Source organism: Methylobacterium nigriterrae (assembly GCF_037106235.1).
In the GTDB taxonomy this organism is placed as follows: Bacteria; Pseudomonadota; Alphaproteobacteria; order Rhizobiales; family Beijerinckiaceae; genus Methylobacterium; species Methylobacterium nigriterrae.
This window is the reverse complement of the sequence record NZ_JBAWTG010000019.1, coordinates 30,765-57,335: the sequence shown is the minus strand read 5'-3', so window position 1 is coordinate 57,335 and position 26,571 is coordinate 30,765. Positions and strand designations below refer to the sequence as shown.

The following is a 26,571-nucleotide window of genomic DNA, read 5'->3' as shown; positions in this document are numbered from 1 at the left end:
CAGAGCCGTCGGAATGAAGGAATCACGGGAGGCCGAAGACTGTCATCGCTGCAGCCTCGACCGTCGAGGCGGCGGGCTGGCAGCTTTCGGGGCCGTTCACGGAGGCGCCCATCTGTCTTCGATTGCAAGTTGTTCCGGCTTGACAGATGTCGCGGCTCTGCGCTCGCATGCCCGAGCCAGCGGCCCGCTCCATGAGGCCGCGGCGACAGGGAGATGACCATGCGCGCCTCGCTCTGGGCCGCCGTACCGGCGGTTCTCGTTCTCACGCTCGGCCAGGCGCTCGCGCAGCAGCCCGGCACGCCGCCGGCCGCCCCGCCGCCCGCGCAGCCGCCCTCGGGCGGGACCCCGGACAAGATGCCCTACGACGTGCCCTACGGGGCGCCCATCTCGCTCGACCGGGCCAAGGACGCGCTGGCGGCGGCCGAGGCCGAGGCGAGGAAGCGGAACTGGAAGATGAACATCGCCGTGGTCGACCCGAACGGCGACCTCCTGCATTTCGTGCGGATGGACGGCGCGCAGCTCGCCTCGATCACGATCTCGCAGAACAAGGCCCGGACGGCGGCCCGCTGGCGCCGGGAGAGCCGCGTCTTCTACAATCAGTTCGAGACCGGCCATCCCTATATCGGCACCCTCGACCCGCTGCTCGCCGCGTCCCCCGGCGGCTTCCCGCTGGTGCAGGACGGCAAGATCGTCGGCGCGATCGGCTGCAGCGGCGGCACGGGCGACCAGGACGCCCTGATCTGCAAGGTCGGCGCCGACACGCTCAAGTAAGACCGCCGCGCCTGCGCCGGACCGTCCCGGTGCCGACGGAGCCAGTGCCGAGGCGCGGCTTCCCGAGGCGCGCGGGCGGCTCCGACCCGCGCCGCCGTGGCGAGTGGCGCGGTTTCGCACCAAGTCAGGAAAACTCGACGCGGCTGGTGATGAAACGCCCCGTTGAATTGCCAAGCTTAACCCCGCCCCCCAGGTTTGCGGGTATGGCTGTGCTACGGATCTTGGTCGGGCTTCCCGTCCTAATACTGATGAGCGGCTGCTCGGTGCTGTTCAAGGGGCCGGCGCAATACGCGTCCCTTCCGCGGGGCGCGCAGCCCGGCACGATCCTCCTATCCCATCGGGCAGTCGGGCACCGCGCGGGCCGCGCCGTGCCCGCCCCTCTCTGGGAACCCAGCTCCGGGATCGATCCGATCGCCGCGCTGCGGCGGTCGGAGATCGCGCGCGCGGGCTGGGAGCGGCAGCGCCCGGCTGATCTCTCCGAGGCCTCGATGCTGGCGAGCCGCTTCCGGAAGGCGGCCGGCGATCCGCGACCGGACGGCGCGCCCTTCCCCGAACGGGCTCCCGAGCCGGACGGCGATCCTCGGGAGCGGGACCGCGATGCGCGGATGAGCCAGCTTCTCCGCGCGGGCATCGACGCGGCCAGGCCCGTGTGCGTCGGATGCTGAGGGGCGGCTTCCGAGAGGGCTGCGCGGCACGGCATCCGGTCCGGCGCGGCATCGTGGTGCCGGGTTGCGGCCCCAGCGTCAGGCGGGGCCGGGCTCGGCCATCGCCTCCTCGAGCATGGCCTGGACCACCGACGGCGTCATCACGGCGCGCACCCGCCGCGTGAGCAGTGCCGCCAGCTCGCGGGCGTCGGCCTCTGAGCCGTCCCGCAACCGGATCAGCACGATCTGATCGCCGCCCTGCCGGACCGCCACGCCGAACTCGCCCGGCGCGATCGGCTCGGCCACGAAAAGCTGCTCCAATCCGTGCAGACCGGTCACGCCCAGGATCATCCGTCTCTCCTCACGCCCGTCATCCGTTGCCGCTCGGCCGGGTCCCGACCGCTCGACGGCCGGGACCGCGCTCAGCCGGCGCCGTAGCCGCCCTTCCGATTCGACCGGGTGCGGTCGCGCTGGCCCTCCTCGTAGCCGCCGCTCTGCGGGCCGCCCCGATCCGAGGTGGCCGGCGGCGGGGAATGGGGACCGGGGGCGGCCTCCGCCGGGCCCTCCCTGTCGGAGCTGGCCGCACTGGCGGAGGCGTGCGGGCGCTGCGGGGCATTCGGCTCTCGATCCATCGCGGTCTCCTCAACCAACAATTGCATGGAGAAGGCGCGTGGCGGAGCCCGGTTCCGGGCGCCGGGCGGGTTCGGGCGAGCCTTTTCGTGCCCGCGCCCTATTTCTCCCGCCACGATCCCGCCGACACGATCCAGAAGAGGAGCCGAGATGGCGAACGACAGCGGCATCCGCGACAGGGCCGAAACTCGGGCCGCGAAGCAGCAGGAGCGCGAGATCGCGGGCGCCGCGGCCTGGGCCGATCACGACGCGGCGCAGGCCGCCGTCGAGGCGAAGACGCAGCGCCTGCGCGCCCTGCGGCTCGCCCGGGAGGCCGAGAAGGTCGCCGCGCGGCGGTAGCGCCTCGCGCTCCCCGCCGAAGCGGATGCCGGTTCGAACCGGGGAGCGTGCGGCATCGGCAACGCGGGGCGCGGCCCCACCCGACCGGGCCTCGCTCCGGGAGCGCTCCGGCCGCGTCGGGATGCCCGCCCGTCATCCGAGCGTCACAGACCCGCCCGAGGGTGCGCGCCTCGACGATCAGGGAACCTCGGATTCATGGATTTCCACCGCCGCTTCACGGTGCTGATGTGCGCGCCGAACTTCGATCCGGACGACCTCGAAGGCGTGCGCGTCCAGCAGATCGTGACCGCGGTCGAGGGGCGGGGATTCGAGGTGGTGCGGGCGCGGCGCGTGGAGGACGCGGCGATCGCCGTGCAGACGGACGCCGCCATCGGCTGCATGGTGGTCGACTGGGGCAAGCGCGGCCTCGACGGCAAGGCGGCGGCGCTCATCAACATGATGCGCAGGCGCGGCCTCGAGATGCCGATCGTCATCATGGTTCGCCGCAAGCGCCTCGAGGACATCCCGGTCGAGCTCCTCGACTTCATCGACGGCTACATCTTCCTCGCCGAGGAGACGCCGGAATTCATCGCCCGCGGCCTCGTCTCCCGCGTCACGCAGTACGCCGAGACCCTGAAGACGCCCTTCTTCGGCGCGCTCGTCGACTATGCCGAGAAGGGCAACCAGCTCTGGACCTGCCCGGGCCACAACGGCGGCATTTTCTACAATCGCTCGCCGATCGGGCGTATTTTCGTCGAGCATCTCGGGGAAGCCATCTTCCGCGATGATCTCGATAATTCCGTCCTCGACCTGGGAGATCTGCTGACCCACGAAGGGCCGGCGCTGAAGGCGCAGAAGGAGGCCGCGCAGATCTTCGGCGCCGAGAAGACCTACTTCGTCCTCAACGGCACCTCGGCCTCGAACAAGATCGTGCTCTCGGCGCTCGTGGCCGAGGGCGACCTCGTCCTGTTCGACCGCAACAACCACAAGGCGGCCCATCACGGCGCCCTCTTCCTCGGCGGCGGCATCCCGATCTTCCTCGAGACCGACCGCAATGCCTATGGGCTGATCGGCCCGATCTACGCGGAAGCCCTCGACGAGGCGGCGATCCGCGAGAAGATCCGGCTGAACCCGCTCGTTCGGGACAGGGAGGCGTGGCGCCGCGAGCGCCCGTTCCGGGTCGCCGTGATCGAGCAATGCACCTACGACGGCACGATCTACGACGCGCAAGGGATCCTGGAGCGGATCGGGCACCTGTGCGACTACATCCTGTTCGACGAGGCCTGGGCGGGCTTCATGAAGTTCCACCCGCTCTTCGCCGGCCGCTTCGCGATGGGGTTCAAGGGCCTCGACGAGACGGCGCCCGGCATCATCGCCACGCAATCGACCCATAAGCAGCTCGCGAGCTTCTCCCAGGCCTCGCAGATCCACACCAAGGACAGCCACATCCGCGGCCAGACCCGGCGCGTCGAGCACAGGCGGCTCAACGAGAGCTTCCTCGTCCACGCCTCGACCTCGCCCTTCTATCCCCTCTTCGCCTCCCTCGACGTCGGCGCCCAGATGATGAAGGGGCGCTCCGGCATGATCCTGTGGGACGACACGATCCGGCTCGGCATCGAGTGGCGCAAGAAGGTGCGGGCGATCCGCCGCGAGTTCGAGGAGAAGGAGGGCGGCGATCCGCGCGAGCGCTGGTTCTTCGACCCCTTCGTGCCGGACGTGGTGCGGGGCGCCGACGGGGCCGAGGTGCCCTGGGAGAGCCTCTCGACGGACGAGCTCGCGAGCGAGCCGCGCCACTGGGAACTGGCGCCGGGCGCCTCCTGGCACGGCTTCACGCATGTCGGCCCGGGCTACGCGATGACCGACCCGAACAAGCTCACGGTGCTGACGCCGGGCTTCGACCGGGCGACGGGCGCCTATGCCGAGCACGGCGTGCCGGCCCCCATCGTGGCGCAATACCTGCGCGAGAACCGGATCGTTCCCGAGAAGAACGACCTCAACTCGCTCCTCTTCCTGCTGACGCCGGGCGTGGAATCGTCGAAGGCCGGCACGCTGATCTCCGGCCTCGTCGCCTTCAAGCGGCTCCACGACGACAACGTGCCGCTCGAGGAGGCCATGCCCGATTTCGTCCGGCGGCGCCCGAGCCGCTATCGCGGCGTGCGGCTGCGCGACCTCTGCGCGGATTTCCACGCCTTCCACCGGGACGCCGGCACCAGCGCGCTCCAGCGCCGCCAGTTCGAGCCGGGGCACCTGCCCGAGATGGTGATGGCGCCGAAGGACGCCGCCCAGATGCTGACCCGCAACCGGGTCGATTACGTGCCGATCGCGGAAGCCGAGGGGCGGGTGGCGACGACCCTGCTTCTCGTCTACCCGCCCGGGATCGGCACGGTGCTGCCCGGCGAGCGTCTCGACGCGCGGGCCAAGCCCATGCTGGACTATTTCAAGATGTTCGAGCGGGCCGCGAATCTGTTCCCGGGCTTCGAGGCCGAGATCCAAGGCGTCTACCGCGAGGTCGATCCGGACGGGCGGATCCGCTTCCACACCTACGTGCTGCGCGAGGGCGCCTGATGGATGGCGGGCTGCCGGGGCGCCACGGCCCCGACATCGTGATCCCGCCCCTCCTCGGATGCCGATGTCCCCGCCATGATGGCGATCTACGCCCACCATATCGGGCGCGGCCTCGGCGATGTCGGCGACTACGAGGAGGATCGCCTCATGCCCGACGACCTGAAGCAGCGGCGCAAGAGCATGCGCAAGAAGCGCCTGCCCCACCTCGTCGCGGACCGTGCCGGGGTCGTGGCCGGCTACGCCTACGCGGTACCGTTCCGCAAGCGCCCGGCCTATCGCTACACCCTCAAGCACTCGATCTACGTGCACCGCGAGCATCTGCAGGCCGGGATCGGCCGCCGCCTGCTGCCGGCCCTGGTCGAGGCCTGCGCGGCCGGGGGCTATCGGCAGATGATCGGCTACATCGACGCCGAGAACGAGGCGTCGCTGCGCCTCCACGAGGCCTGCGGCTTCGCCCGCGTCGGCCGCCTGCCGGCCGTCGCCTACCGGTTCGGGCGCTGGTGCGACAGCGTCATGGTGCAATGCCCCCTCGGAACCGGCGCGGCCGACCAGCCCGCCACCTGGCGCCGCCCGGCCGAGGCGGTGATCGCGGGCCACGATTGGACGGGGGGCTGAGCGGAGCCGTACGGGCGGTCGAGGCTGCCGGATCTCCCCGATCGCATGACGCTCTCGAAAAAACGGATCCCACTGTCCGCAACACGCTCTACCGCACCCATTCCCAGCCGCGGGATCTCGGCGGCAGCGGGTTGAGGGATTGCTTGCCGACCGTCTCGAACGGGATGGCGGCGGCGATCGTCCGCACCTCCGCCTCGGGCGGCCGGGCCTCGGCCATGGCGGGCGCGGCGGCCTGCGGCGACGCGACCGGGGGAACCGGCGCGGGCGGCACGGCCGCCGCCGTCTGCGTCGCGGCGACCGGCGCCTTGACGGACTCGGCCGGTGCCTTGACGGGCCCGGCAGGCGCCTTGGCGGCCTCGGCCGGCGCAGGATGCGGCGCCTCGCGCTCGACGTAGACCGGCACCTTCCGCTCGACGTAGACCACCTTCACCCGCTCGTGCCGGCGGCCCGCATGCCGGGTCGCCCGGTGCCGATGGACACGCCCGACGTCGCGCCGGAACGCCGCCTCCGTGACGCAGATGCCGCGGGAGGGTCGATAGAGCTTGCCCGGCCGGCATTGCGCGGCCTCCGCGCTCGGCATCCCCATGAAACAGCCGAGTGCTGCCGCAGCGACCGCCATTCGCAGTGTCTTCATGGAGCGCTCCAATGCAATCGAGACGCAATGACCCAATCTTCACGGCTCAATGCCATGTTCGGACAGACAATTTTTGGGTGTTGATTTGTGTCAATATCAAGACGATGCAGGAATGTTTGCTCCGTACAGTAGCGTCCCTAACAAATGTTGATCGTCTTTTTTACCTCTCTTTCGTATGACTTCAAACGATCGGTTCGCACCGGCGGCGAGGCGGCCTTCAGCTGGGCTCGCGGCCGGGGCGGGGGGAGACCTGTTCCGCATCCTGCCAGTGGCGGCCGTTCCAGAGCCGCACCGTCACGGTGGCGAGCCCGTCCTCGATGCGGATGCGGTTGTAGGCGTTGGGCTCGTTCCCGCGCAGCCGCGTGGAGGTGGCCGAGCCCGCCTGCACGGCCAGCAGCCGCCCGCGCCCGCCCTGCATGCTGCCGCGATCGACCGCGACGCGCTCCGGCCCCGCGCCGTCGGCCTCGGCGAAGCGCGCGTAGTGCCGGTGCAGGTGGCCGGCGAGCGTGAGTCCGACGCCGGAGCGCCGGAAGGCGGCGAGCGCCTTGTCGGCGCGGCCGACGAGGCGGGCCTCCTCGTCCCAGGGCGGCGGCATGAACGGGTGGTGGCCGACCACGATCTTGAACAGGTGCGCGGGCATCGTCCTGAGCCGGGCCTCCGCGCCGGCGATCTGCCAGCGGTGGATCTTGCCCTGCGACCAGTCGCGCTCCGGCGCCCAGGTCCGCACCGTGTTGAGGCAGACCACGCCGATCTCGTCATCCTGGTAGGTCGGCTGCGTGTCGGCGGCGATGAAGCGGCGGTAGCGCGCGAAGGGCCTCACGAAGCGCTGCATCAGGTGGAAGGGCGAGATGTCGTGGTTGCCCGGCACGGCGATCCACGGCTTCGGCAGGCGGTTCAGGAAATGCTGGGCCTCCCGGTACTCGACGCGCCGCGCCGCCATGGTGAAGTCGCCCGAGGCGATGATCAGGTCCGGCCGATCCTCGTTGAGCTCGCGCACGAGCCCCTCGACGACGGCCGGGTCGGTGCGGCCGAAATGCAGGTCGGAGATCTGGGCGATGCGTCTCATGCGGTCTGGCCTCCTGCACCGGCCCTCGCGCGCCCGGCGGGAGCATAACAGCGCAATCGGCCCGCGGATGCGCGGGCGCGTGCCGGCCTCAGCCGGGAAAGCGGCGCGCGAACCAGTCCCGCAGCAGGGCGCGCTCGTAGTAGAGCGGGCCGGAGGAGAAGCGCGGGTTGGAATTGAGCAGGAAGTTGATGTCGGTGAGCGTCTCCTCGCCCCGGGCCAGGACGCGCCCGCCGCGCCGGAGCACGTAGGCGAGGCGGATGCGGGGCGGCGACGAGTCCCGGACCACGCGCAGCACGGTCGGGATCCGCGGGCCCGGCTCTTCGAACCCGGCGAGGTCGATGTCGAGGACCGTGATCTCCAGGCTCTCTCCCGAGCCGAGGCGGCGACGGCCGAGATCCTCGAGGATGCGGGTCATCTCGGCGAGCGTCGCCCGCAGCGGCTGGCCGGACGCGATCCTGTTCTCGGCATCGGTGAAGCGCTCGGGCGCGACGTACAGGACTCTGACCTGCGCGGCGGCCGGGCCCGCGAGGCCCGGCAGGAGCAGCCCGAGCCCGACGAGCCGGGCCGCCGCCCTCATTGCGTGGTGCGGTTGATCAGGGCGAGGAGCGCCCGCGCGACGGGCTCCGTGACGTTGCGGCGGTACTTGCGATGGACGAGCTGGCCGTTGTGGTAGACGTCGTGCTCCACGTAGAGCCGCTCGCCGTCCCAGCGGACGACGTTGTCCGTCTCGGTCGTTTCCTGAACGCCCAGGTCATCGCGCAGGATCGCGCTGCCGGTTTGGGTGAACATGCTACAATCCTCGGCCTGTGGACGGGTCGATCGTGCGGGCGAGCACCATAGGCATCCGGATCGGGCCGCGCCAGAGCGCCGGTGGCCGGGTCCGGCCGCCCGTCATTGGACCACCACCTGATCCTTGATTCGCTCGTAGGTGGCCCGGCTCAGCACGCGCTTGCTGAGGAGCTGGTCGACCGAGGTGTAGGGGCGGCGCTGGATGATGGCCCGGCCGATATTGCCGCCGCCCTTCAGGCGGTTCAGCTCCGCGAGCGTCCCGGTGTTGAGGTCGACGAGCGCCACCGCCCGCGGCGCGGGCGCGTCCGGCTCGCCGGGAGCGGTCTCGCCGGGCTCGATGCTCGCGGCCGGCGGCGGGGCAGGTGCCGGCGCGGCCGGGATGGGCGGGGCGGGAGCCGGCTCGGCCGGAGGCGGGCTGGCGGGAGGCGGGCTGACGGGAGGCGGGCTGACGGGAGGCGGGGCGGCCTGGGCGGACTTGGCCGGATCCCCCGGCCTCGCTTCCGGCGCCGGCACGGGAGGCGGAGCCGTCGCGGCGGGCGGCGGCTCGACCCGGCGCATCTCGGCCCGCGGCGGCTCGGCCGGCACGGGCCGCGCGGGCGGGGCGCTGCGCGGGGCCGGCGCGGTCTCGACGGCCGAATGCGGCCAGTAGAACTGGACGAGCGCCGCGAGGCAGCCGGCTGCAACGAGCAGCAAAGAGACCCGCAAGACTGCCGAGCCGCTGAGCATCGCGCCTCCCCCGATCACGGAATTTTCTGCGTTCCTTAACATAAGGATAATCGCATCGGCCGCAAACCGGCCTCGGCGATGAACCCCCAGGATGCTGGCGCGGGGCCGCCGCCCTCGCGGCGCCGCTCCGGCTTGAGGCCGCCGGACACCGCTGAACTGGCCCGAACATTGCCCGGTTTCCGGCGCAAACCTATCTCTCGGCACGGTGCCCACGCCGCGCCCCCGCCCCGTGGGGCCATCCAGGAGATTCCATGACGCTGCGCCTCGCCTCCGCCTGCCTCCTCGCGACGAGCCTCGGCGGCGCCGCCCTCGCGGCGCCCTCGGCCGCCCCACCCGCCGCACAGAGCCAGCCGGCCAAGGCCGCGCCCGTGACGCTCGCGAGCCACCGCGCCGTCTACGACCTCGCGCTCTCCTCGAGCGGCGGCGCCCGCGCCGTCGAGAGCGCGCGCGGGCGCATCGTGATCGACTTCAAGGGCGACGCCTGCCGCGGTTACACGATGCAGACCCGGCAGGTCACAATGCTGGAGAGCGGCGAGACCGGCAGCCGCACCTCGGACCTGCGCAACACCACCTTCGAGAGCGGCGACGGCCACGATTTCCGCTTCAAGACCACCACGGTCCTGAACGGCGTCGCGAGCCCCTCGATCGACGGCACCGCCGATGCTGGGGCCGGCGGGCTCAAGGTGAGGCTGAAGGAGCCCAAGCGCGACCAGATCGGCGACGCGGGCGCGGTCCTGTTCCCGAGCCTCCACATGCGTCGCCTGGTCGAGGCCGCGCGCGCGGGCGAGACCACGCTCTCGGCCAAGGTGTTCGACGGGTCCGACGACGGCCGCAAGATCTACGACACGCTGGCGGTCATCGGTCGCCAGGCCGCGACGTCGCAGGGCGCGGCGCCCACGAGCGCGGCGGGCAGCGAGCGCGACAGGCCCCTGCGGGACGGCCCCATGGCCGTCGTGCCGCACTGGCCCGTGACGCTGAGCTACTTCACGCAAGGGGAGGGGGAGCGCACGCCGATCTACACGCTCACCTTCGACCTCTACGAGAACGGCGTCAGCGGCAACCTCAAGCTCGATTACGGCGACTTCGCCATCCTGGGCGACATGACCCGCCTCGATATCGAGAAGGTCGAGGGCGCGCCCTGCACGCCGTGAGAGCGAAGCGCCGGAGATCCTGCGCCGGTCCCGGAGGCGCAGCTGCGCTCCCGGCGCCGCCCTCAGAAATCCTCCGGCTCCGGCGGCCCGAGGCGGCGCCAGGCGGTCGCAATCCTCTCCGGCGGAACGCCGAGCCCATCCGCGCAGGCCGTCAGCACCGCCTCGTCTCCCATCACGTGATCGAGCACGCCCGCGAGGAAACCCGGGTCGCGGGCGCTCGCCCGCAGATTGTCGGGCGTCAGGCCGCTCGCGTTGAGGAACGGGAACAGCCGCTCCTCGTCGGCGACGAGCCAGCCGAGGACCTCGACCGCGAGGGACAGAGCGGATTCATCGTCTTGAACGGATTTGCGTTTCATCAACATGTGTCACTTACAAAGCGATTGGACGGGCGAAGAGTCCGTTAAAGAATGAGCGCCGTGCGCACCGGGAACAATGGGCCATGAAGAAGACGGTGCTCATCGTTGAGGACAACGAGCTCAACATGAAGCTCTTCAACGACCTCCTGGAAGCGCACGGCTACGCCACCCTCAAGACGGCGAACGGCATCGAGGCGATCGAGCTCGCGCGCGCCCACCATCCCGACCTCATCCTGATGGACATCCAGCTTCCCGAGGTGTCCGGCCTTGAAGTCACGAAGTGGCTGAAGGAGGACGACGATCTCAAGGATATTCCCGTCATCGCCATCACGGCCTTCGCCATGAAGGGTGACGAGGAGCGCATTCGCGAGGGGGGCTGCGAGGCCTATCTGTCCAAGCCGATCTCGGTCGCGAAGTTTTTGGCAACCGTTCGTGCGTATCTTGACGAGAGCCGCTGAGTCTCGGCGGATAGTCTGTACTCGCAAAACGGGTCAGATTCGTCGTTACGCAACCTGAGCGCGAGAAACGATGTCGGCCCGCGTCCTGATCGTCGATGATCTGTTTCCCAACGTGAAGCTTCTCGAAACGAAGCTGTCGCTGGAATATTTCGATGTCGTCGCGGCGATGAACGGGCCGGATGCCATCGCGATCTGCGAGAAGGGCCTCTGCGACATCGTCCTGCTCGACGTGATGATGCCCGGCATGGACGGGTTCGAGGTCTGCCGCCAGCTCAAGAACAATCCCGTCACCGCCCACCTGCCGGTGGTGATGGTCACCGCCCTCGACCAGCCCTCCGACCGCCTGCGGGGGCTGGACGCGGGCGCCGACGATTTCCTGACGAAGCCGATCGACGACACCGCCCTGTTCACCCGCGTGCGCAGCCTCGTGCGCCTGAAGGCGGTGACCGACGAGCTGCGCAGCCGCGCCCTGCAGTCGCGCGACTTCGGCATGGGCGACCCGCTGGCGCTGGCCACGGCCGAGACGGGGCTCAACGCCAACCTCCTGCTGGTGGAGGATCGCCGCGGCGCCGCCGAGCGCATGGCGGCCTCGCTCGGTCAGCACCACGTCGTCACGATCGAGCCCGACCCGCACCGTGCTCTCCTCACGGCGACCGAGGGCGCCTTCGACGCGGTGCTGGTCAGCCTCGATCTCGAGGGCTTCGACGGCCTGCGCCTGTGCAGCCAGCTGCGCTCGCTCGACCGCACCCGCAACGTGCCCCTGATCATGATGGCCGAGCCGCATGACCGGGCCCGGATCGTGCGCGGCCTCGATTTCGGCGTGCACGATTACCTGCTGCGCCCCGTCGACCGGAACGAGCTCGTCGCGCGCGTGCGCACGCAGGTGCGCCGCCGGCGGTTCTCCGAGGTGCTGCGCGGCGCCGTCCAGGCCTCGATGGAACTCGCCGTGACGGACGGGCTCACGGGCCTCCACAACCGACGCTACCTGGACAGCCATCTCGGAATCCTGTTCGGCGAGGCGGTGGCTCGCCAGCGCCCCGTGGCGGCGCTGATCCTCGACATCGACCGTTTCAAGTCGATCAACGACACCTACGGGCACGAGGCTGGCGACGAGGTCCTGCGCACCTTCGCGGACCGCGTCCGCCTGCACACGCGGCTCATCGACATCGTCGCGCGCTACGGCGGCGAGGAGATCGTCATCATCCTGCCGGACGTGGCGCTGCCCGAGGCGCAGCTCATCGCCGAGCGCATCCGCGAGCGGGTCGAGGCGCTGCCCTTCTCGGTGCAGCGGGCGACCCGGAGCGTCAACGTCACGGTCTCGATCGGGGTCGCCGTGCGGGATTCCACCGACGCGTCGGCGAGCGACATGCTCAAGCGCGCCGACCTCGCCCTCTACCGGGCCAAGGATACGGGCCGGAACCGGGTGGAGGCCCAGGCCGCCTGAGCGCGGCTCGCGGAGGCATCGGCCGGCAACCGGCCGCCGTCACCGCCGGCGAGGCGGCGGCCCGTCGTCATCCTCGTCATCGTCGTCGAGATCGCGGTCGCGGCGCATCTCCTGCCGGTCGCGCCGGGCATCCTCGCGGTCGAGGTCGCGCTGCCGGCGCGAGCGCAGGTCGACGCCCGGCCCGTCCGGCCCCAGTTCGAGGCGCTGGGCCGATGCCGGGCCCGGCAGGGATATCCCCGTCGCGAGCAGCACGATGACGAGCACGGCTTTCATGGCTGCCTCCTGGTGCGCAGGGTCAACGGCACCGTTCGAGGACCGTTCCGCGCCGTCCGGTCGCTGACCCGAGGCGCCTCAGATTGTCTCGTAGGCGAACAGCAGCGAGATCGCCGAGAGCGTGATCAGCCCGGCCATGAAGCAGAGATCGGCCGCCCGCTCGAGCCGCGCGCCGAAGCGGTCGCCGGTGAAGGCGCGCATGGAGAGGTAGGAGGTCAGCGCGCTCGCGAGAAACAGGAGCGCGGCGAGGCCGAAATACTCGTCGACATGGCTCGGGCCGATATGCACCTCGGCGATCTTCACGAGCCCGATCAGCGTGGTGCAGATGCCGATCATCGTGCCGGCGGTGGGCAGGATGTGGAGGGAGAGTCCTCCGAGGTTGCGTTCGCGCTCGCCCGCTCTGCCCGCCATGCCCGACCTCGTCGGGCGAGGGTAGAATCGGGGGAGGGCCCCGGCAACGCGCGCGCGCGTACCGAGCGACGGGGAGGCCGCGGGCCGGTTCAGGGCAGCAGCGGGTTGAGGAGCGGAGCCGTCGCGAGGCCCATGGCGAAGACGACGAAGACGATCCGGCGGAATTGCAGTTCGGTGACCATGGAAGCCTCCCCGGCGGCTGCTCACAGCCGACCCCGGCGACGTGCTAAAGCTGCGCCGTTGCGCCGGGATTGCGTGCCACGTTGCGAGATGTTTCGTGGTGACACCGCGCACATCGCCGGCACTCATCACCGGAAAAGCGCCTCAATGCGCTTTGGCGGCCGCGCGCGCCGCCTTCTCGCGGGCCCGGGCCTCGGCCTCGTCGGCGGCCTCGCGGGCATCGTCGAGCCGCTCGGCCTCGGCGCGGGTCTCGCAGCGCCGGCGCAGCTCGTCGAGCTCCTCCTCCGTCAGGTGCTCGATCCCGATGTAGCGGTTCTGGGCGGCGCTCGCCCGGATGAGCTCGTCGAGCTTGGCCTGGATCGCGGCCCCGTCCCGGTTCTGCGAATTCTGGATCAGGAACACCATCAGGAAAGTGACGATGGTCGTGCCGGTGTTGATGACGAGTTCCCACGTGTCGGAGAAATGGAAATAGGGGCCGCTCGCCGCCCACGCGACGACAGAGGCCGCCCCGAGCGCGAAGGCGACCGGGTGGCCCGACCACTTGGCGAACTTCGCCGCGAAGGCGGTGAAACCGCGCGAGGTTGACATGGCTGAAATGTCCCGTCGTTCCGTTCCGCTTGCCCCTGCCCGGAGCGCGAGCCCCACGAAAAAGGGCACCCTGGGGTGCCCTTCTCCGGCGATGCGCCGCGCCTAATCGTCGTCGTCCTCGTCCCAATCGTGGTGGCGGTAGACGCGGTGGCGCCGCTCGATGACGCGCACCGCCGGCCGCTCCTCGTCGTAGCGGTAGGAGCGCACGGGCCGGTATTCGCCCTCGTGGATGGCGCGGACGCAGCCGTAGCCGATGCAGGATCCGCCGCCCCACTCGTAGGCTTGCGCAGGGACCGCCATCGCCGTGCCGGCCGCGAGGCTCAGGCCGATCAGAGTTGCGAGTTTCGTCAATGCAGAACCTCCTGGTGGAGAATGGAACACCCAACGACGCAGCCGCGAATCGGGTTCCGGACAGGGCGATCGCGCCCCGGGGCCGCGTCCGGACCGGCGCGCGATCCGCGGCTCGTCGGCCTGCGCCGTCACGGCACGGCACGGCGCCAGCCCGGAACGAGGCCCCGCAGCCACGCCCCGCGCCCCGTCAGCCGTCGCAGGCTCGCGTCGAGGGCCCGGTCGAAGCGGCGGATCCTGCGGTCCTCGACCTCGTTGCGGTCGAGCGCGGCGAAGCGCTCCGCGGAATCGTCGCGCGGGCGCGCCTCGTGCCCGGCGGGCGCGTCGGCATTGCCGTTCGCCATCCGGCGCCGGAACTCCGGATAGGTCTTCGACTGGTAGTGGTTGATCTGGATGCCCGCGTGGGCGACCCGGTCGGCGGCTCCCGCTGAGCTGCCGATCAGCGGCGTGAAGTCGGACAGCACCCGCCGCCCCCCGCGCGTGCGCACGTCGTGTACGAGGACCTCCGTGGCGAGCTCGGTCCGGGCGAGGGTCTTGAAGTGCTTGTGGTTGTCCCAGGACACCTCCGCCCCGCGCGTGAAGGCGCGGGTCACGAGCCCGTACGCGTCGGAAGCCCGGCCGCCGGAGCCGAAGCAGCGCCAGTTCACGTGGACGCTCGCGACGTCCTCAGGCACCGTCTCGAGGAAGCCCTGGATGCTACCGTGCGCGAAGGGGACCATGAACTCGTCGATGTCGAGGAAGGTGACCCAGGGCGTGCCGACGCGCCGGAGGGAGTCGTTGTAGGCGCTGACCTGCGGGGAGATGTCGCCTGTCGGCCAGGCGGTCAGCTTGATGCCGGGATCGCGCCGGGCGATCTCGGTCACGGTCGCGGCGGTGCCGTCGGTGCTGTCGTTGTCGTAGACGAGGATCGGGCCGAACCCGACCGCCCGGTGGAAGGCGAGCCACTCGGCGATGTAGCGGCCCTCGTTCTTGGCGATCCCGACCAGGGTCACCGAGGGCATCGGGGTTCCAGCGCCGGGACGCGGCTCCGGCTCACGCGAACGAGACACGGTTCATCACAACCAGAAAGCCGGGCCCGCATCAACGGCGGGCGGGGGCCGCCTTAAGCCTCCGTCAGGGGCGGCAGCGCGCGGGCGTCAGCGTGGTAGGAGCGGTTCGGCCGCATGTCGACCGCCGAGGCCATGCGGTTCGACATGTTGAAGAAGCTCGCGACCGCCGCGACGTCCCAGATGTCGCGCTCGGCGAAGCCGGCCCGCCGCAGCGCGTCCCGATGCGCCTCCCCGACCGTCCAGGGTGCCTCGCTCAGCGCGACGGCGAAGTCGAGCATCGCGCGGTGGCGCGGCGACAGGTCGGCGGCACGGTAGTTCATCGCCATCAGCTCGCCGAGAACGGGATCGCCCGAGAGGCCGCGCACGGCCGCGCCGTGGGCGGTCAGGCAGTAGTAGCAGCGGTTCACGCTCGACACCGCGACGGCGATCATCTCGCGCTCGAGCTTCGACAGGCCGGAGGGCGCGAGCATCAGGTCGTTGTAGAAGGTCGCGAAGGCTTCGAGCTTGGCGCTGTCGTGCGCGTAGGCCAGCAGCACGTTCGGGACGAAGCCGAGCTTCTCGCGGCACTTGTCGAGATAGGCCGCCATGGCGGGCGAGAGATCGGCGGCGGGCGGCAGGTCGAGGGCGGTGACCGGTCCCCCCGCCTCCTGCGGAACCGGCGTCTCGCCGGGCTCCGGCCGGGCCTGCTCGCGCTCGCTCGCCATGCTGCGTCTCCCTGCTGCCACAGGAGCGCTATAGGCCCTCCGGGCGCGGGCCGCGAGGGCGGATCATGCCGCCCGGCGATCGAGCGCCGATCCCTGCGAGGGCGGCGCGAACAGGTCGGGGCGATGCAGGCGCCCCGACGGGCAGCCGGCGCAGCGGCGCGTCATGCGCTCGTAGAGGCGCTTCACGGATCCGCTCGCCGTTGCCTTGAACAGGAACGGGAACAGCGCGTGCACGAAGGCTGCCAGCGAGGCGCCGAGGAGCGGCACGGCGTAGCCGAGCGAGGCCCGCATGTGCTGCGGATAGGTCTCGCCCAGCGAGGCCGGATGTTCGGTGAAGAGAGCTTTCAGTCCCATCGTGATCCCCGTCCGGGCGGCCAGGCGCGCTGCGATCCGCAAGGCGTGGGTTCCACCGTGGCGCCGTTCGCCCGCGGGTTCCGTGATCCGCATCACGCCGGGTCGCTGCCGGCAAGGATCGGTCCATCATGGTTAACGATGTCTTGCGAGCGGCCTGCTGTGCCCGAGACGCCCGCGCATCCGGCTCCAACGAAAAAGCCGCCCCGGGGGGCGGCTCGTCAGCGTCAGACCGGTCGTCCGGCCGCAATGGACCACTCGATCTTGGGCCCGCTTGATCTTGGGCTTACTTGATCTTGGATTCCTTGAACTCGACGTGCTTGCGCGCGACGGGGTCGTACTTCTTCATCGAGAGCTTCTCGGTCTGGGTACGCGAGTTCTTCTTCGTGACGTAGAAGTAGCCGGTGTCGGCGGTGGAGACGAGCTTGATCTTGACGGTGACGGCCTTGGCCATGGCGCGGCGCTCCTGAACTGTGCGGCATTCCGCATGAGAGCGAAACGCAAAAGGGCCGGGAAGGCCCGGCCGAATACCGGCGGCTCAATGCCCGATCGGGTCCGCTTCGTCAAGGCCGGGGCGGGGCGCGCAGGCGCCAGGCCACCACGGCGCCGTAGGCGAGGAACAGGCCGCACAGCGTCCAGGCGAAGCCCTGCGGGGGCACGAGGTCCATGCCGCCGCCGATCACGGGCGGTCCCAGGATCAGGCCGACATTGTAGAGCACGATGAAGGCGGCGTTGGCGCCGGCGAGGTCCGCGCCGCGCACCACCGAGCCGAGATGGGCGAGCCCCACCGTGTAGAGCGTGCCGGCGATGCCGCCCCACGCGAAGAGAAGCGCGAGGAGCGCGGGGAACGAGGCGGAGGCCGCCGGGATCAGCGCGGCTCCGAGCGCGCCGCCGATCGCCGCGACGAGCAGGACGACGCGCCGGTCCATCCGGTCCGCGAGCCAGCCGAAGGGGATCTGGAACAGGACGTTGCCGAGCGCCAGCGCGCTGACGAGGCCGGCGGCGGTCTCGGCGTCGTAGCCGAGGCGCAGGCCGTAGAGGGGCAGGATCGCGAAGCCACCGGTCTCGACCGCGCCGTAGACGAGGGCCGCCAGCGTGGCGGCGGGCGCGAGACGCAGGTAGCCGGCAAAGCGCCGCCCCGAGCCCCGGGCGATCGCGGGCGAGAGGCCGCGGGCGAGGGCGAGCGGCACCATGCCGGCGAGGAACAGGCCGGAACCCGCGAGATACGGCCGGAAACCTTCGGTGCCGAGCACGGCCAGCAGCGTCGGTCCGACCGCGAAGCCGAGGGCCAGCACGGTGGCGTAGACCCCCATCACGAGGCCGCGCCGGGCCGGGGGCGCCGCCTCGTTGATCCAGAACTCGGAGAGCACGAACAGGGCGCCGAGCGCAGCCGAGAAGACGAAGCGGAGCACGAACCACGCGCCGATCCCGCGCAGCATCGGAAAGGCGGCGAGGCAGATCGCTCCGAGGCCGATCGCCAGGACGAGGAGGCGCACCACGCCGGTCCGGGCGGCGAGGCGGGGCACGAAGGGCACCGTGAGGATGCTGGCGATCCCTGAGACCGCCGTGTTGATCCCGATCATCGTGCTCGACGCGCCCATCCGGGCCATCTCGATCGACAGCAGCGGGATCGACAGGCTCAGGCCGATGCCGACCACGGCCACGCAGGTGATCGCCGCCGCGATTGCCGCGAGCCGCGTGCGGTCGAGGGCGGGAATCGTATCGAGCATGGGGCGTCCTGATGGGGCAGGGGCGCCGGGACCCGGTCGGCGCGGGAACGCGCAGCGGCGGGCGCGCCGTCAGAGGAACGTGCGCTGGCGTTTCCCGTGCCGGACGAAATGGTGGGGAATCGGCCGGTGCGGAGCGAAGTCGACGGCGATCTGCGCCTCCAACTCGTCGAGGATGGCGCGGGTGATGACGGGCAGATCGAGCTTGCGGGCCTTGGCGAGCGGCAGCCAGGCGAGCTCCACGAGCTCGCTCGCCGGCCCGACGCGGCCCGGCTCCTCCGCCGCCACCGCGCGCCGGTCGGCCGCGAAGAAGCGGGTGTCGAAGCGGCGCACCCGCCCCGGCGGCGTGACCGCGCGGGCGACGAGGTGGAGCGCCTCGAGGTCCGGCAGGACGCCGTGCGCGCGGAAGGCCTCCCAGCCCGTCGGCACCGCCTCGGGCGGCCCGTACGCGCGCGTGCCGACGAGCAGGCCCGTCTCCTCGTGGGTCTCGCGGATCGCCGCCAGCGCCAGCGCCCGGCCGAGATGGTGCGGCGGGCGCGTCACCTGCCGGGCGAGCGCGGCCTCCGCGTAGTCGGGCAGGGTGCCGGCAACGCTCATGTGCCGGTCGCCCAGCTCGATGCGCCCGCCCGGGAACACGAACTTGCCCGGCATGAAGACGAGGCCGGGGTTGCGCCGGCCCATCAGGACCTTGGGCGCGCGCCCGCGCCGGTCGACGAGGATCAGGGTCGCGGCGTCGCGCGGCCGCAGGGCCGGGCGGCGGGCGGGCTCAGGCGCGGCCGAGGCCGGGCCGGGGGTCTGTGGCTCGATCGTCCGCTGATCCAAATCCCGGCTCCTCGCCCCGTGACGCCTCGGGCCCGCTCGGTAGCGCGGCGAAGCCGTGCATGCCAAGCGCGTATTGCAGGCCGACGACCGCGCCCTTCACGGGCTGCAGCAGCCCGAGCGCGAGACCGAGGGTCGCGGCGGGCCAGAAGCTGAGCTGGAACCAGAGGGGCACGTCGTAGCCCATCTCCATCTCGAGGATCACGTAGCCGACGATGTGGGCCACGATGAAGATGACGACGTAGGGCGGCAGGTCGTCGGCCCGGTGGCCGTGCATCTCCAGCCCGCAGGCCTCGCATGCGGGCCGCACCTTCAGGAAGCGCGCGAACATGCGGCCCCTCCCGCAATGCGGGCAGCGCCCGACGAAGCCGCGGGCCATGGAGCGGACCCATCCGGTGCGGGCGGGTTCGTCGGTGGGCGCCCTCATGCCGTCATCCTCGTGTGCCGCCCTCACGCGCCGCTCCTGTTGTCCGGCGCCGCTCGCGAGCGGGAAAGGCCGAACCCCCGTCGGCGGACCGGGCGAGAATCAGGTCTGTCCGGAGAGGTTGCATACCCGATCCCGCCCCTCCTCTGCACGGGAGAGGGGCGCGTCGCGATCCCCATGTAGGGCCGGGTGGCCCGGAACGCCAAATCGGTCAGCGCCGCGAGCCCCGGTGGCGGGTGCCGCCGGTGCGGATGCCGGCCGGACGGCCGGGCTGGCCCGGCTTGCGGGCGCGGGGCGCTCCCCTGCCGCCTTTGGGGCCTCTCGCCCCCGAACCGGGCCGCCCCTCCGAGAGCAGCTCGAAGCGCAGCGCTCCGGCGACGGCGGCGGCCTCGACGAGCTTCACCTCGACCCGGTCGCCGAGCCGGTAGGTCTCGCCGCCGCGCTCGCCGACGAGGGCGTGGCGGCCCTCGTCGTGGCGGTAATAGTCGGCCCCGATGGTCGAGACCGGCACGAAGCCGTCGGCGCCGGTCTCGTCGAGCTTGATGAACAGGCCGGCCCGGGTCACGCCCGAGATCTGGCCCTCGAAGCTCGCCCCGACCCGGTCGGCGAGGTGGTGGGCGATCAGGCGGTCGATGGTCTCGCGCTCGGCCGCCATGGCGCGGCGCTCGGCCCCCGAGATCTGCTCGCCGATCTGGTTCAACTCCGCCACCGAGACGTCGGGCGAGATCCCGTCCTTGCCGAGCCGGCAGGCGGTGATCAGGGCGCGGTGCACGATTAGGTCGGCGTAGCGCCGGATCGGCGAGGTGAAGTGGGCGTAGCGGCGCAGGTTGAGGCCGAAATGGCCGAGATTCTCCGCCGCGTAGACGGCCTGGGCCTGGCTGCGCAGCACCACCTCGTTGATGAAGGTGGCGTGCTCGGTCTCGGCGACCGCCCCGAGGATCCGGTTGAACAGGGCCGGGCGCAGCGCCCCGTCCTTGGGCAGCTTGATGCCCACCGAGGCCAGCACCTCGCTCAAGCTCCGCATCTTCTCCAGCGCCGGCTCGTCGTGGACGCGGTAGATCAGCGCCTGGCTCGCGGCCTCGAGCGTCTCGGCGGCCGCGACGTTCGCCTGGATCATGAACTCCTCGATCAGCCGGTGGGCGTCGAGGCGCTCGGGCACGATCACGCGGTCGACGGCCCCGTCCGGCGTCAGCAGCACCTTGCGCTCGGGCAGGTCGAGGGCCAGCGGCCCTCGCCTGTCGCGGGCGGTCTTGAGGGCGTCGTAGGCCGCCCAGAGGGGGCGCAGCACCGGCTCGAGCAGGGGCGCCGTCGCGTCGTCGGGGTAGCCGTCGACGGCGCTCTGGGCCTGCGCGTAGGAGAGCTTGGCGCGCGAGCGCATCATGATCCGGTGGAAGCTGTGGCGGCGCTTTGCCCCGTCGGCGCCGACCACCAGGCGCACCGCGAGCGCCGGCCGGTCCTCGCCCTGGCGCAGCGAGCAGAGGTCGTTCGAGATGCGCTCCGGCAGCATCGGCACGACCCGGTCGGGGAAGTAGACCGAGTTGCCGCGCAGGAGCGCCTCCCGGTCGAGGGCGGAGCCGGCGCGGACATAGGCGGCGACGTCGGCGATCGCCACCGTGACGAGGAAGCCGCCCGGATTGGCGGGATCCGGGTCGGGGGCCGCCATCACGGCGTCGTCGTGGTCCTTGGCGTCCGGCGGGTCGATGGTGAGGAGGGGCTGATCGCGCCAATCCTCGCGCCCCCGCAGGGCCGCGGGCTTCGCCGCGTCGGCCTCCGCCAGGGTCTCGGCCGCGAAGACGTGCGGGATGTTGTGCAGGTGCAGCGCGATCAGGCTGACGGCCTTCTCGGAGCCGAGCGAGCCCAGGCGCTCCCGCACCCGGCCCTTGGGCAGGCCGAAGCGGGTCTCGCGCTCGATCGCGACGCTGACGAGGTCGCCGTCGCGCGCGGGCCCCTCCTCGCCCGGCGGGATCAGGATCTCGCGTCCCTGCTGGCGCTTCTCGACGGGCTCGATCCGGCCGCCCTGCGCGCCCGCCCGGAACACGCCGATCACCTCGGCCCTGTTCTTGCCGATCACCTTGATGACGCGGCCGGTGTAGCGGCCGGGCTCGCCGGGCTCGGGCTCGACCCGGATCAGGGCGCGGTCGCCGATGCCGGCAGCCGGGCGCTTCGGCTTGCGCCCGCCCCGCGGGTTCAGCACGAGGATGCGCGGGGGCTTGCCGTTCGCGGAATCCCACTCGGCGGGCACCGCCAGGAACTCGCCGTCGCGGTCGCGCGCGCGGATGTCGGCCAGCACCACGGGCGGCAGGCGCCCGGGCTTCGACAGGCCTCCGCGGCCGCGCTCGATCGCGCCGTCCTCCTCGATCTCCTTGAGGATCCGCTTGAGGCCGATCTTGGCCGCGCCCCGCAGCCCGAAGGCCTGCGCGATCTCGCGCTTGCCGACCGTGTCGGTGGCCTCGCCGATGAAGGCGAGGATCTGCTCGCGGGTGGGGAGGGGGGTGTCGCCGGCTTGGGGGTTGATGCGTCTGGCCAAAGAGGGGGCTCGCCGCGCCGCTCGTGCTCGGAAGCGGCGTTGAGATGGGAAGGGGCAGGGTTCGAGAGATCCCGCTCGCCCCAAGATGGTGCCGGGCCCCGCGCTGGACAACGCCCGCCGGCAAACCCTCAACAGGCGGCGCGCGTCAGCCCGTCGCAGCGGATGTCCGGATGCGCTCGACGGCGGCGTCGATGTCGAGATCGGGTTCGGCGAGTTCGGAGAGCGCGAAGGGGCAGGCCGCCGGCAGGCCGAAGGCGACCCGGCCCTCCGCGTCGCGCAGATCCGGCGCCTCGGCCTCCTGCACCGCGAGCGACCAGAGCCCGTCGAGCTTGAGCGTCCGGGCCGCCTCCCGGTCGGCGCTGAGCACGGCCTGCGCCTGCGCGGCCTCCGCGCGCCAGAACAGGCTGGCGCGGTCCTCCGACATCAGGGCCGCCTTCACGAGGCTGGCGAGAAGATCCCGCACCGTCCGAGCGATCGCGTCCATGTCACCGCCTTGGCTGCCAGGCCGGGGCAGTGGCAAGGGCGGTGCCAACGGGCCCATGCCCGGAGCATTTTTGCGCCGAAGTGGCCGACGGTTCGGCGCAAAAGATGCGACGCCATAAAGAGTTGGAGCGTCTTTTGGTGATCCGGAGATCATGGAAAACGCCCTGGTCGAACGCTCTAGTACGGCGTGCCTGCGGCCCGCTGCGCCCGCATCGCCTCGGCATACCAGGCCAGCTCGTCGAGGAAGCGCCCGGCCGCCTTCGCGAGCCGCTCCTCGGCGGGCTTGCCGGCCTCGTCGAGGGCCTTGTGGATGCGGGGGATCGGCAGGAGCGAGGGGATCGAGGGCATCCCGAGCTCCGGCAGCATCGCGCGCAGCTGCATCGCCGCCCGCACGCCGCCGAACTGTCCGGCCGAGTAGCAGCAGATGGCGCTGGGCCGCCAGGAATACTCCTCCAGGAAGTGGTCGAGGGTGTTCGAGAGGGCGGGCGGGATCGAGTGGTTGTACTCGGCCGAGACGATCAGGAAGGCGTCCGCGCGCCGGAACAGCGTGGCGAGGTCCTCCAGCACTTTCGGGGCCTGGCCCGCCGGGTATTCCTTGTACATCCGGTCGAGGAGCGGCAGCCGCAGGACCTCGGGGTCGACGAGGGGCGCCTCGTGGCCGCGCCCCTCGAGCTGCCCGGCGAGGAAGCGCGCGGCGCGGATGCCCTGCCGGTCGGATCGGACGGTGCCGAGGATCACGGGGCAGACCAGGGGCATGGGACATCTCGCTCGCGGGACGGCGGAGACCGAAGCCTAGCCGAGGGGAGGCGCCCTGTCTGCCGCCCCGGACGCCACCGTTCAGGCGGCCGTGAGCAGCCCGGCCCCCGGCCCTCCCGCCGGCATCGGCTGACAGGCCCCCGCGATCTCGGCGAGGGGCCGCGGCCGGCCGAACAGGTAGCCCTGCATGTGGCGGCACCCGATCTCCCGCAGGGCGCGGGCCTGCGCCTCCGTCTCGACGCCCTCCACGATGCAGGCGAGGCCGAGGTTCCGGCACAGGTCGAGGATCGACCGGACGATGTTGAGCGAGGCCGGGTCGGTGCCGATGTCGGTGACGAAGCTGCGGTCGACCTTGATCTTCCGGATCGGCAGGCGATGGACGTAGCTGAGGCTCGAGTAGCCCGTGCCGAAATCGTCGAGCGCGATGCGGACGCCGAGGCCTTCGAGGGCGAGGAGGGCGCGGCGCGCGTCGACGAGGTCGCGCATCAGTCCGGTCTCGGTGACCTCGAAGATGATCCGGCCGGGCGCGACGCCGCTCGCCAGGATCGCCGCGGTGATCCGGGCGAGCCCCTCCGGGGAGGCGATGTCCTGGCTCGACAGGTTGAAGGAGAGCCGGACCGCCTCGGGCCAGGTCCGGGCGGCCAGGAGCGCCTTGCGGAGCAGCACCTGGGTCAGGTCCTGGATGAGGCCGCTGCGCTCGGCGACCGCGATGAACTCGGCCGGCGAGACCGGGCCGAGCACCGGGCTCCGCCAGCGCGCCAGCGCCTCGTAGGCCTCGATCCTCGCCTCCTGGACGTCGACGATCGGCTGGAAGGCGAGGTCGAACTCGGCCTCGAGATCGGCGCCGCGCAGGGCCTGCTCGATCGCCGCGTGGCTGCGCAGCCGGGCCTCGTGCTCGTGGGTGAAGCAGATCGCGGTGCCGCGGCAATGGCTCTTGGCGTGGTAGAGGGCGTGGTCGGCGCGCTCCACCAGGGTCTCGACGCTCCGGGCGCTCGCGGGATAGCGCGCGAAGCCGATCGAGGCGCCGATCTGGGCCGTGGCGTCGCGCACCCTGCAGGGCACGGCGAGCGCCGCGCAGAGCGTCCGGCCGAGGGCGTCGAGGTCGGTATCCCCTTCGATGACGAGCCCGAACTCGTCGCCGCCGAGCCGCGCCGCCCAGCCGCGCCCCGCCAGCCCCGAATTCGCCATCACCGTCTCGAGCCGGCGGCCGACCTCGCAGAGCACCGCATCGCCGACCTGGTGGCCGAACGTGTCGTTGACGGGCTTGAACCCGTCGAGGTCGATCATGCCGACGACGAAGCAGCCGGCGTGCCGCTCGCTGTCCGCGATGGTCGCCTGCATCCGCGCGAAGAACGAGCGCCGGTTCGGCAGGCCCGTCAGCGTGTCGGTATGGGCGAGGCTCCGGTTCTCCGCACCGAGGCGCACGAGGCTGCGGAAGTCGCGGTAGCAGGTCGATTGCACGAACACGATCACGCAGACGACGGCCGCGTAGTTCAGGGCGGTCGCCCGGACCACGACGGCCTCGTTGAAGAGGAACAGGGCCGTCACCGGCAGCGCGATCACGCCGATGATCAGCGCCGCCGAGCGCAGGTGCAGCAGGCAGAACACGCAGGCGATCATGGTGATCGTCAGGAAGAACAGCACGTGCATCTGGGTGCCGACGTCGCCGTAGCGCGTCAGCAGGAGGGCCCAGGCCGCGAAGCCGACGGTGAGGATCGCCGTGAGGCGGGTCGTCCCGCGCAGCCGCCGCACGGCCTCGGCGGGGTCGATCACCTGGGCGGCGGCCCGCTTCCAGATGAGCAGCCGCGTCGTGCAGATCGTCAGCAGGACGCCGAGCGGCAGCAGGGTCAGCCAGTCGGGCGTGACGCCGTAATGGGTGTAGGCGACCGCGATGGCGTCGAGCATCAGGACCGAGTGCAGGACCGGGATCTGGCGCGCCAGCGTCTTCACCTGCGCGATGGCGAGTTCAGGCTCGTCCTCCCGGACGGCGAAGATCCCGAAGACAGATTTCAGCGAGGGCATGGGTGCCGTTCGGCAAGCAGATGAACGCCGCGAAGATGCGGGCGGAGTCCCTAAATTTCGGTGATGGCCGGGATGATATTCGCGTGACCGCGCGTGCGGGGCGAATTGCACGCTGGAATTGTAAGAATCGTTCGATTCAATTGGAATCGCTGCACGGGGGCCTTCGACAGCGTCCTCGACAGCACGGATCGCGGGCGCTGCCCGTTCCGCACGGCCGGTCGGCGCGCATGGAATCGAGGATCACCTGACACGGATCACCGGGACCGGGAGCGTCTCGGCAATCTCTCAGCGTGCAGGGCCAGACCGGCGGACCTTTGCCCGGGCGGCTCGGCTCAGGACAGGGTGCGCGGGCCGGCGGGCGTCGCGATCTCCGCGGTGAAGCGCAAGGCCGGCCCGGGCCGGATCTCGGGCGCCTCCGACAGGCCGATGGCGCCGTAGAGCGCCGTGGCCTTTGACGGCTCGGGATGCTCCGCGCGGAAATGCGTCAACCGCGCCCCGAGATCCGGCATGGCGCGGGCCGGGCTGCCGGCCGGCCCCCAGTCCATCGGGCAGGGCAGCAGGCCGTCCCCGGGCAGGCTCCCATCGTCCCGCAGCGCGAAGCGCCAGGCGAGGTCGCCGCGGCTCATCCGCGCCGCCTGCCCGAACAGGTCCGGATGCCGGCCGAGCAGGCCGTCGAGGTCGTGCGTGCGCGCCACGAAGGCCCGCAGCCGCCGCCCGGCCTCCCAGTCAGCCCGGACCGCGGCCGCGTCATCGAGGCCGAACCAGCGCGGCCGGCCGGGGGGCGGCGCCTCCGGATCGACGGCGATGACTTCGAGGAACAGCGCGTCGCCGAGGCGCAGCAGGTGGTTGCGGGTGCCCATCTCGCGATGCCGCCCGCCCTCGGGGATGTCGAGATCCAGGCTCGCGCGCACATGCGCGATGCCCTCCGCGAGGCTGGGGGCGACGACGGCGAGGTGGTCGAGGGTGAGCATGCGCGTCTCGTTGCGGATCGGGAGCCCGCGGACGGCAGGCCGCGCTACAGCCCGTCGCGCAGGTGATCATGCACGAAGCTGAACAAGCGGCGATACCCGCTCGGATCGACATACCAATCGGTGACCGCCAAGCGCAGCCATGGCGTCTTGCAACCGCCGGCCAGCGCCCGCGGCAGGAACGCCTGCAGATCGTCGAACTGGTCGTCCGTGAGAAAGCGAAGCCCGCGCGCGATAAATTCTTCTACAGACGAGGTTTCCTCGTCGAGATATGGATAGAAGCTCGCTGCATAGTGGGAGTAGGCCTCCGGTATCTCCACAGCCGTCTCCTATCGCTTGGTCGGGTCGCGATTGAGGGGAAAAGCGGTCACTACGCCGTAGCCCCGTTCTCGTCTGGGGTCGGGTCGAAGCACGACACGGACATCATAAGTATTTTGCATGTAGGGTCCGCGTCGGCATCCGGCCTAAACGCCTCGCGGCCGGTGATGTAGCCGAACCGGTGCTGGATCGCGAAGTCATCGTCTTTTTTCAATTTTTACCAAATGGCATCGGTATTAGCCTAAATCGTGCGATTCACTAACGTATTCGCATCCGCTTCGGTGGCGAACGACCCGACGCCCATACGGGCAACCGTCACGAACAGATTCCGGTAACGAGCGGCCCTGACCCTATTCACGAGTTCCGCGTCGGATTTCCCGACGTGCTTGCGCAGCGCATGTCCACCGCGCGCCTCCTCTTCGCAGAGGTCGATGGGCTTCTGCCGACTGGTCTCGT

At 71.1% G+C, this 26,571-nt stretch carries 33 protein-coding genes; 8 read left to right on the top strand and 25 right to left on the bottom strand.

The window, feature by feature from the left end:
- Positions 1-219: 219 nt before the first annotated feature.
- Positions 220-771: a GlcG/HbpS family heme-binding protein gene (locus WDW90_RS12775; RefSeq protein ID WP_336487763.1), complete on the top strand. Its 552-nt coding sequence runs from the start codon at positions 220-222 to the stop codon at positions 769-771.
- 248 nt (positions 772-1,019) lie between these two features.
- Positions 1,020-1,436: a hypothetical protein gene (locus WDW90_RS12770; protein ID WP_336487762.1), complete on the top strand. Its 417-nt coding sequence runs from the start codon at positions 1,020-1,022 to the stop codon at positions 1,434-1,436.
- Between the two features lie 78 nt (positions 1,437-1,514).
- Here the strand turns inward: WDW90_RS12770 and WDW90_RS12765 are convergent, their stop codons facing one another.
- The gene (locus WDW90_RS12765) at positions 1,515-1,766 is read right to left on the bottom strand and encodes a hypothetical protein (protein ID WP_336487761.1); all 252 of its coding nucleotides are present in this window, start codon (positions 1,764-1,766) and stop codon (positions 1,515-1,517) included.
- Between the two features lie 71 nt (positions 1,767-1,837).
- The gene (locus WDW90_RS12760) at positions 1,838-2,047 is read right to left on the bottom strand and encodes a hypothetical protein (RefSeq protein WP_336487760.1); all 210 of its coding nucleotides are present in this window, start codon (positions 2,045-2,047) and stop codon (positions 1,838-1,840) included.
- Between the two features lie 148 nt (positions 2,048-2,195).
- Between WDW90_RS12760 and WDW90_RS12755 the strand changes: the two genes are divergently transcribed.
- The 3 genes from WDW90_RS12755 to WDW90_RS12745 all read left to right on the top strand — a co-directional run bounded on the left by WDW90_RS12755 (position 2,196) and on the right by WDW90_RS12745 (position 5,543).
- Positions 2,196-2,384 carry a hypothetical protein gene (locus tag WDW90_RS12755; protein ID WP_336487759.1) on the top strand — a complete coding sequence of 63 codons (189 nt, stop codon included), beginning with the start codon at positions 2,196-2,198 and terminating at the stop codon, positions 2,382-2,384.
- 195 nt (positions 2,385-2,579) lie between these two features.
- Positions 2,580-4,928 carry an Orn/Lys/Arg family decarboxylase gene (locus WDW90_RS12750; RefSeq protein ID WP_336487758.1) on the top strand — a complete coding sequence of 783 codons (2,349 nt, stop codon included), beginning with the start codon at positions 2,580-2,582 and terminating at the stop codon, positions 4,926-4,928.
- A gap of 75 nt (positions 4,929-5,003) precedes the next feature.
- Positions 5,004-5,543, top strand: coding sequence for a GNAT family N-acetyltransferase (locus WDW90_RS12745; RefSeq protein ID WP_336487757.1), 540 nt, complete (start codon positions 5,004-5,006; stop codon positions 5,541-5,543).
- An 88-nt stretch (positions 5,544-5,631) separates the two neighbouring features.
- On the opposite strand, the gene WDW90_RS12740 is transcribed toward WDW90_RS12745, so the two are convergent.
- The 5 genes from WDW90_RS12740 to WDW90_RS12720 all read right to left on the bottom strand — a co-directional run bounded on the left by WDW90_RS12740 (position 5,632) and on the right by WDW90_RS12720 (position 8,758).
- Positions 5,632-6,177, bottom strand: coding sequence for a hypothetical protein (locus WDW90_RS12740; protein ID WP_336487756.1), 546 nt, complete (start codon positions 6,175-6,177; stop codon positions 5,632-5,634).
- Between the two features lie 217 nt (positions 6,178-6,394).
- Positions 6,395-7,243, bottom strand: a complete 849-nt coding sequence (locus WDW90_RS12735; RefSeq protein ID WP_336487755.1) for a metallophosphoesterase family protein — start codon at positions 7,241-7,243, stop codon at positions 6,395-6,397.
- An 88-nt stretch (positions 7,244-7,331) separates the two neighbouring features.
- On the bottom strand, positions 7,332-7,820 hold the full coding sequence (locus WDW90_RS12730) for a DUF3016 domain-containing protein (protein WP_336487754.1): 489 nt from the start codon (positions 7,818-7,820) through the stop codon (positions 7,332-7,334).
- The gene (locus WDW90_RS12725) at positions 7,817-8,032 is read right to left on the bottom strand and encodes a hypothetical protein (protein WP_336487753.1); all 216 of its coding nucleotides are present in this window, start codon (positions 8,030-8,032) and stop codon (positions 7,817-7,819) included. The genes WDW90_RS12730 and WDW90_RS12725 overlap by 4 nt, the downstream gene beginning before the upstream one ends.
- Before the next feature lie 102 nt (positions 8,033-8,134).
- Positions 8,135-8,758: a ComEA family DNA-binding protein gene (locus WDW90_RS12720; protein ID WP_336487752.1), complete on the bottom strand. Its 624-nt coding sequence runs from the start codon at positions 8,756-8,758 to the stop codon at positions 8,135-8,137.
- A gap of 251 nt (positions 8,759-9,009) precedes the next feature.
- Here WDW90_RS12720 and WDW90_RS12715 point away from each other — a divergent pair, with 251 nt between their 5' ends.
- Entirely contained in the window at positions 9,010-9,909 is a 900-nt protein-coding gene (locus WDW90_RS12715; RefSeq protein WP_336487751.1) for a cell envelope integrity EipB family protein, read from the top strand.
- 62 nt (positions 9,910-9,971) lie between these two features.
- Here the strand turns inward: WDW90_RS12715 and WDW90_RS12710 are convergent, their stop codons facing one another.
- The gene (locus WDW90_RS12710; protein WP_336487750.1) at positions 9,972-10,265 is read right to left on the bottom strand and encodes a DUF3572 domain-containing protein; all 294 of its coding nucleotides are present in this window, start codon (positions 10,263-10,265) and stop codon (positions 9,972-9,974) included.
- An 83-nt stretch (positions 10,266-10,348) separates the two neighbouring features.
- Between WDW90_RS12710 and WDW90_RS12705 the strand changes: the two genes are divergently transcribed.
- A complete protein-coding gene (locus tag WDW90_RS12705) occupies positions 10,349-10,723 on the top strand; it encodes a response regulator (RefSeq protein ID WP_336487749.1) in 375 nt (124 codons plus the stop codon).
- 70 nt (positions 10,724-10,793) lie between these two features.
- Positions 10,794-12,167: a PleD family two-component system response regulator gene (locus tag WDW90_RS12700; RefSeq protein ID WP_336487748.1), complete on the top strand. Its 1,374-nt coding sequence runs from the start codon at positions 10,794-10,796 to the stop codon at positions 12,165-12,167.
- Between the two features lie 39 nt (positions 12,168-12,206).
- Here the strand turns inward: WDW90_RS12700 and WDW90_RS12695 are convergent, their stop codons facing one another.
- The 17 genes from WDW90_RS12695 to WDW90_RS12615 all read right to left on the bottom strand — a co-directional run bounded on the left by WDW90_RS12695 (position 12,207) and on the right by WDW90_RS12615 (position 26,117).
- Positions 12,207-12,440, bottom strand: a complete 234-nt coding sequence (locus WDW90_RS12695) for a hypothetical protein (RefSeq protein ID WP_336487747.1) — start codon at positions 12,438-12,440, stop codon at positions 12,207-12,209.
- Between the two features lie 78 nt (positions 12,441-12,518).
- Positions 12,519-12,851 carry a hypothetical protein gene (locus tag WDW90_RS12690; RefSeq protein ID WP_336487746.1) on the bottom strand — a complete coding sequence of 111 codons (333 nt, stop codon included), beginning with the start codon at positions 12,849-12,851 and terminating at the stop codon, positions 12,519-12,521.
- A gap of 324 nt (positions 12,852-13,175) precedes the next feature.
- On the bottom strand, positions 13,176-13,619 hold the full coding sequence (locus WDW90_RS12685; RefSeq protein ID WP_336487745.1) for a low affinity iron permease family protein: 444 nt from the start codon (positions 13,617-13,619) through the stop codon (positions 13,176-13,178).
- A 102-nt stretch (positions 13,620-13,721) separates the two neighbouring features.
- Positions 13,722-13,970, bottom strand: coding sequence for a hypothetical protein (locus tag WDW90_RS12680; protein WP_336487744.1), 249 nt, complete (start codon positions 13,968-13,970; stop codon positions 13,722-13,724).
- A 128-nt stretch (positions 13,971-14,098) separates the two neighbouring features.
- Positions 14,099-14,968, bottom strand: a complete 870-nt coding sequence (locus WDW90_RS12675) for a glycosyltransferase family 2 protein (protein WP_336487743.1) — start codon at positions 14,966-14,968, stop codon at positions 14,099-14,101.
- A gap of 101 nt (positions 14,969-15,069) precedes the next feature.
- The gene (locus WDW90_RS12670) at positions 15,070-15,720 is read right to left on the bottom strand and encodes a peroxidase-related enzyme (RefSeq protein ID WP_336487742.1); all 651 of its coding nucleotides are present in this window, start codon (positions 15,718-15,720) and stop codon (positions 15,070-15,072) included.
- A gap of 63 nt (positions 15,721-15,783) precedes the next feature.
- Complete coding sequence (locus WDW90_RS12665) at positions 15,784-16,167, bottom strand: DUF6356 family protein (RefSeq protein ID WP_431311030.1); 384 nt, start codon at positions 16,165-16,167, stop codon at positions 15,784-15,786.
- Between the two features lie 190 nt (positions 16,168-16,357).
- Entirely contained in the window at positions 16,358-16,525 is a 168-nt protein-coding gene (gene rpmG / locus WDW90_RS12660; RefSeq protein ID WP_336487741.1) for a 50S ribosomal protein L33, read from the bottom strand.
- Positions 16,526-16,634: 109 nt separating this feature from the next.
- The gene (locus WDW90_RS12655; protein WP_336487740.1) at positions 16,635-17,801 is read right to left on the bottom strand and encodes an MFS transporter; all 1,167 of its coding nucleotides are present in this window, start codon (positions 17,799-17,801) and stop codon (positions 16,635-16,637) included.
- A 69-nt stretch (positions 17,802-17,870) separates the two neighbouring features.
- On the bottom strand, positions 17,871-18,620 hold the full coding sequence (locus tag WDW90_RS12650) for an NUDIX hydrolase (protein ID WP_431311029.1): 750 nt from the start codon (positions 18,618-18,620) through the stop codon (positions 17,871-17,873).
- Positions 18,565-19,044 (bottom strand): DUF983 domain-containing protein, encoded by a 480-nt coding sequence (locus tag WDW90_RS12645; protein WP_336487739.1) that lies wholly within the window; start codon positions 19,042-19,044, stop codon positions 18,565-18,567. The genes WDW90_RS12650 and WDW90_RS12645 overlap by 56 nt, the downstream gene beginning before the upstream one ends.
- Positions 19,045-19,252: 208 nt before the next feature.
- Positions 19,253-21,568 (bottom strand): ribonuclease R, encoded by a 2,316-nt coding sequence (gene rnr / locus WDW90_RS12640; RefSeq protein ID WP_336487738.1) that lies wholly within the window; start codon positions 21,566-21,568, stop codon positions 19,253-19,255.
- A gap of 145 nt (positions 21,569-21,713) precedes the next feature.
- Positions 21,714-22,052: a hypothetical protein gene (locus WDW90_RS12635; protein WP_336487737.1), complete on the bottom strand. Its 339-nt coding sequence runs from the start codon at positions 22,050-22,052 to the stop codon at positions 21,714-21,716.
- Between the two features lie 176 nt (positions 22,053-22,228).
- Positions 22,229-22,807, bottom strand: coding sequence for an NADPH-dependent FMN reductase (locus tag WDW90_RS12630; RefSeq protein ID WP_336487736.1), 579 nt, complete (start codon positions 22,805-22,807; stop codon positions 22,229-22,231).
- A gap of 81 nt (positions 22,808-22,888) precedes the next feature.
- Positions 22,889-24,829, bottom strand: a complete 1,941-nt coding sequence (locus WDW90_RS12625) for a putative bifunctional diguanylate cyclase/phosphodiesterase (protein WP_336487735.1) — start codon at positions 24,827-24,829, stop codon at positions 22,889-22,891.
- A 332-nt stretch (positions 24,830-25,161) separates the two neighbouring features.
- Positions 25,162-25,800 carry a VOC family protein gene (locus tag WDW90_RS12620; protein WP_336487734.1) on the bottom strand — a complete coding sequence of 213 codons (639 nt, stop codon included), beginning with the start codon at positions 25,798-25,800 and terminating at the stop codon, positions 25,162-25,164.
- A 44-nt stretch (positions 25,801-25,844) separates the two neighbouring features.
- Positions 25,845-26,117, bottom strand: a complete 273-nt coding sequence (locus tag WDW90_RS12615) for a hypothetical protein (RefSeq protein WP_336487733.1) — start codon at positions 26,115-26,117, stop codon at positions 25,845-25,847.
- Positions 26,118-26,571: the final 454 nt, after the last annotated feature.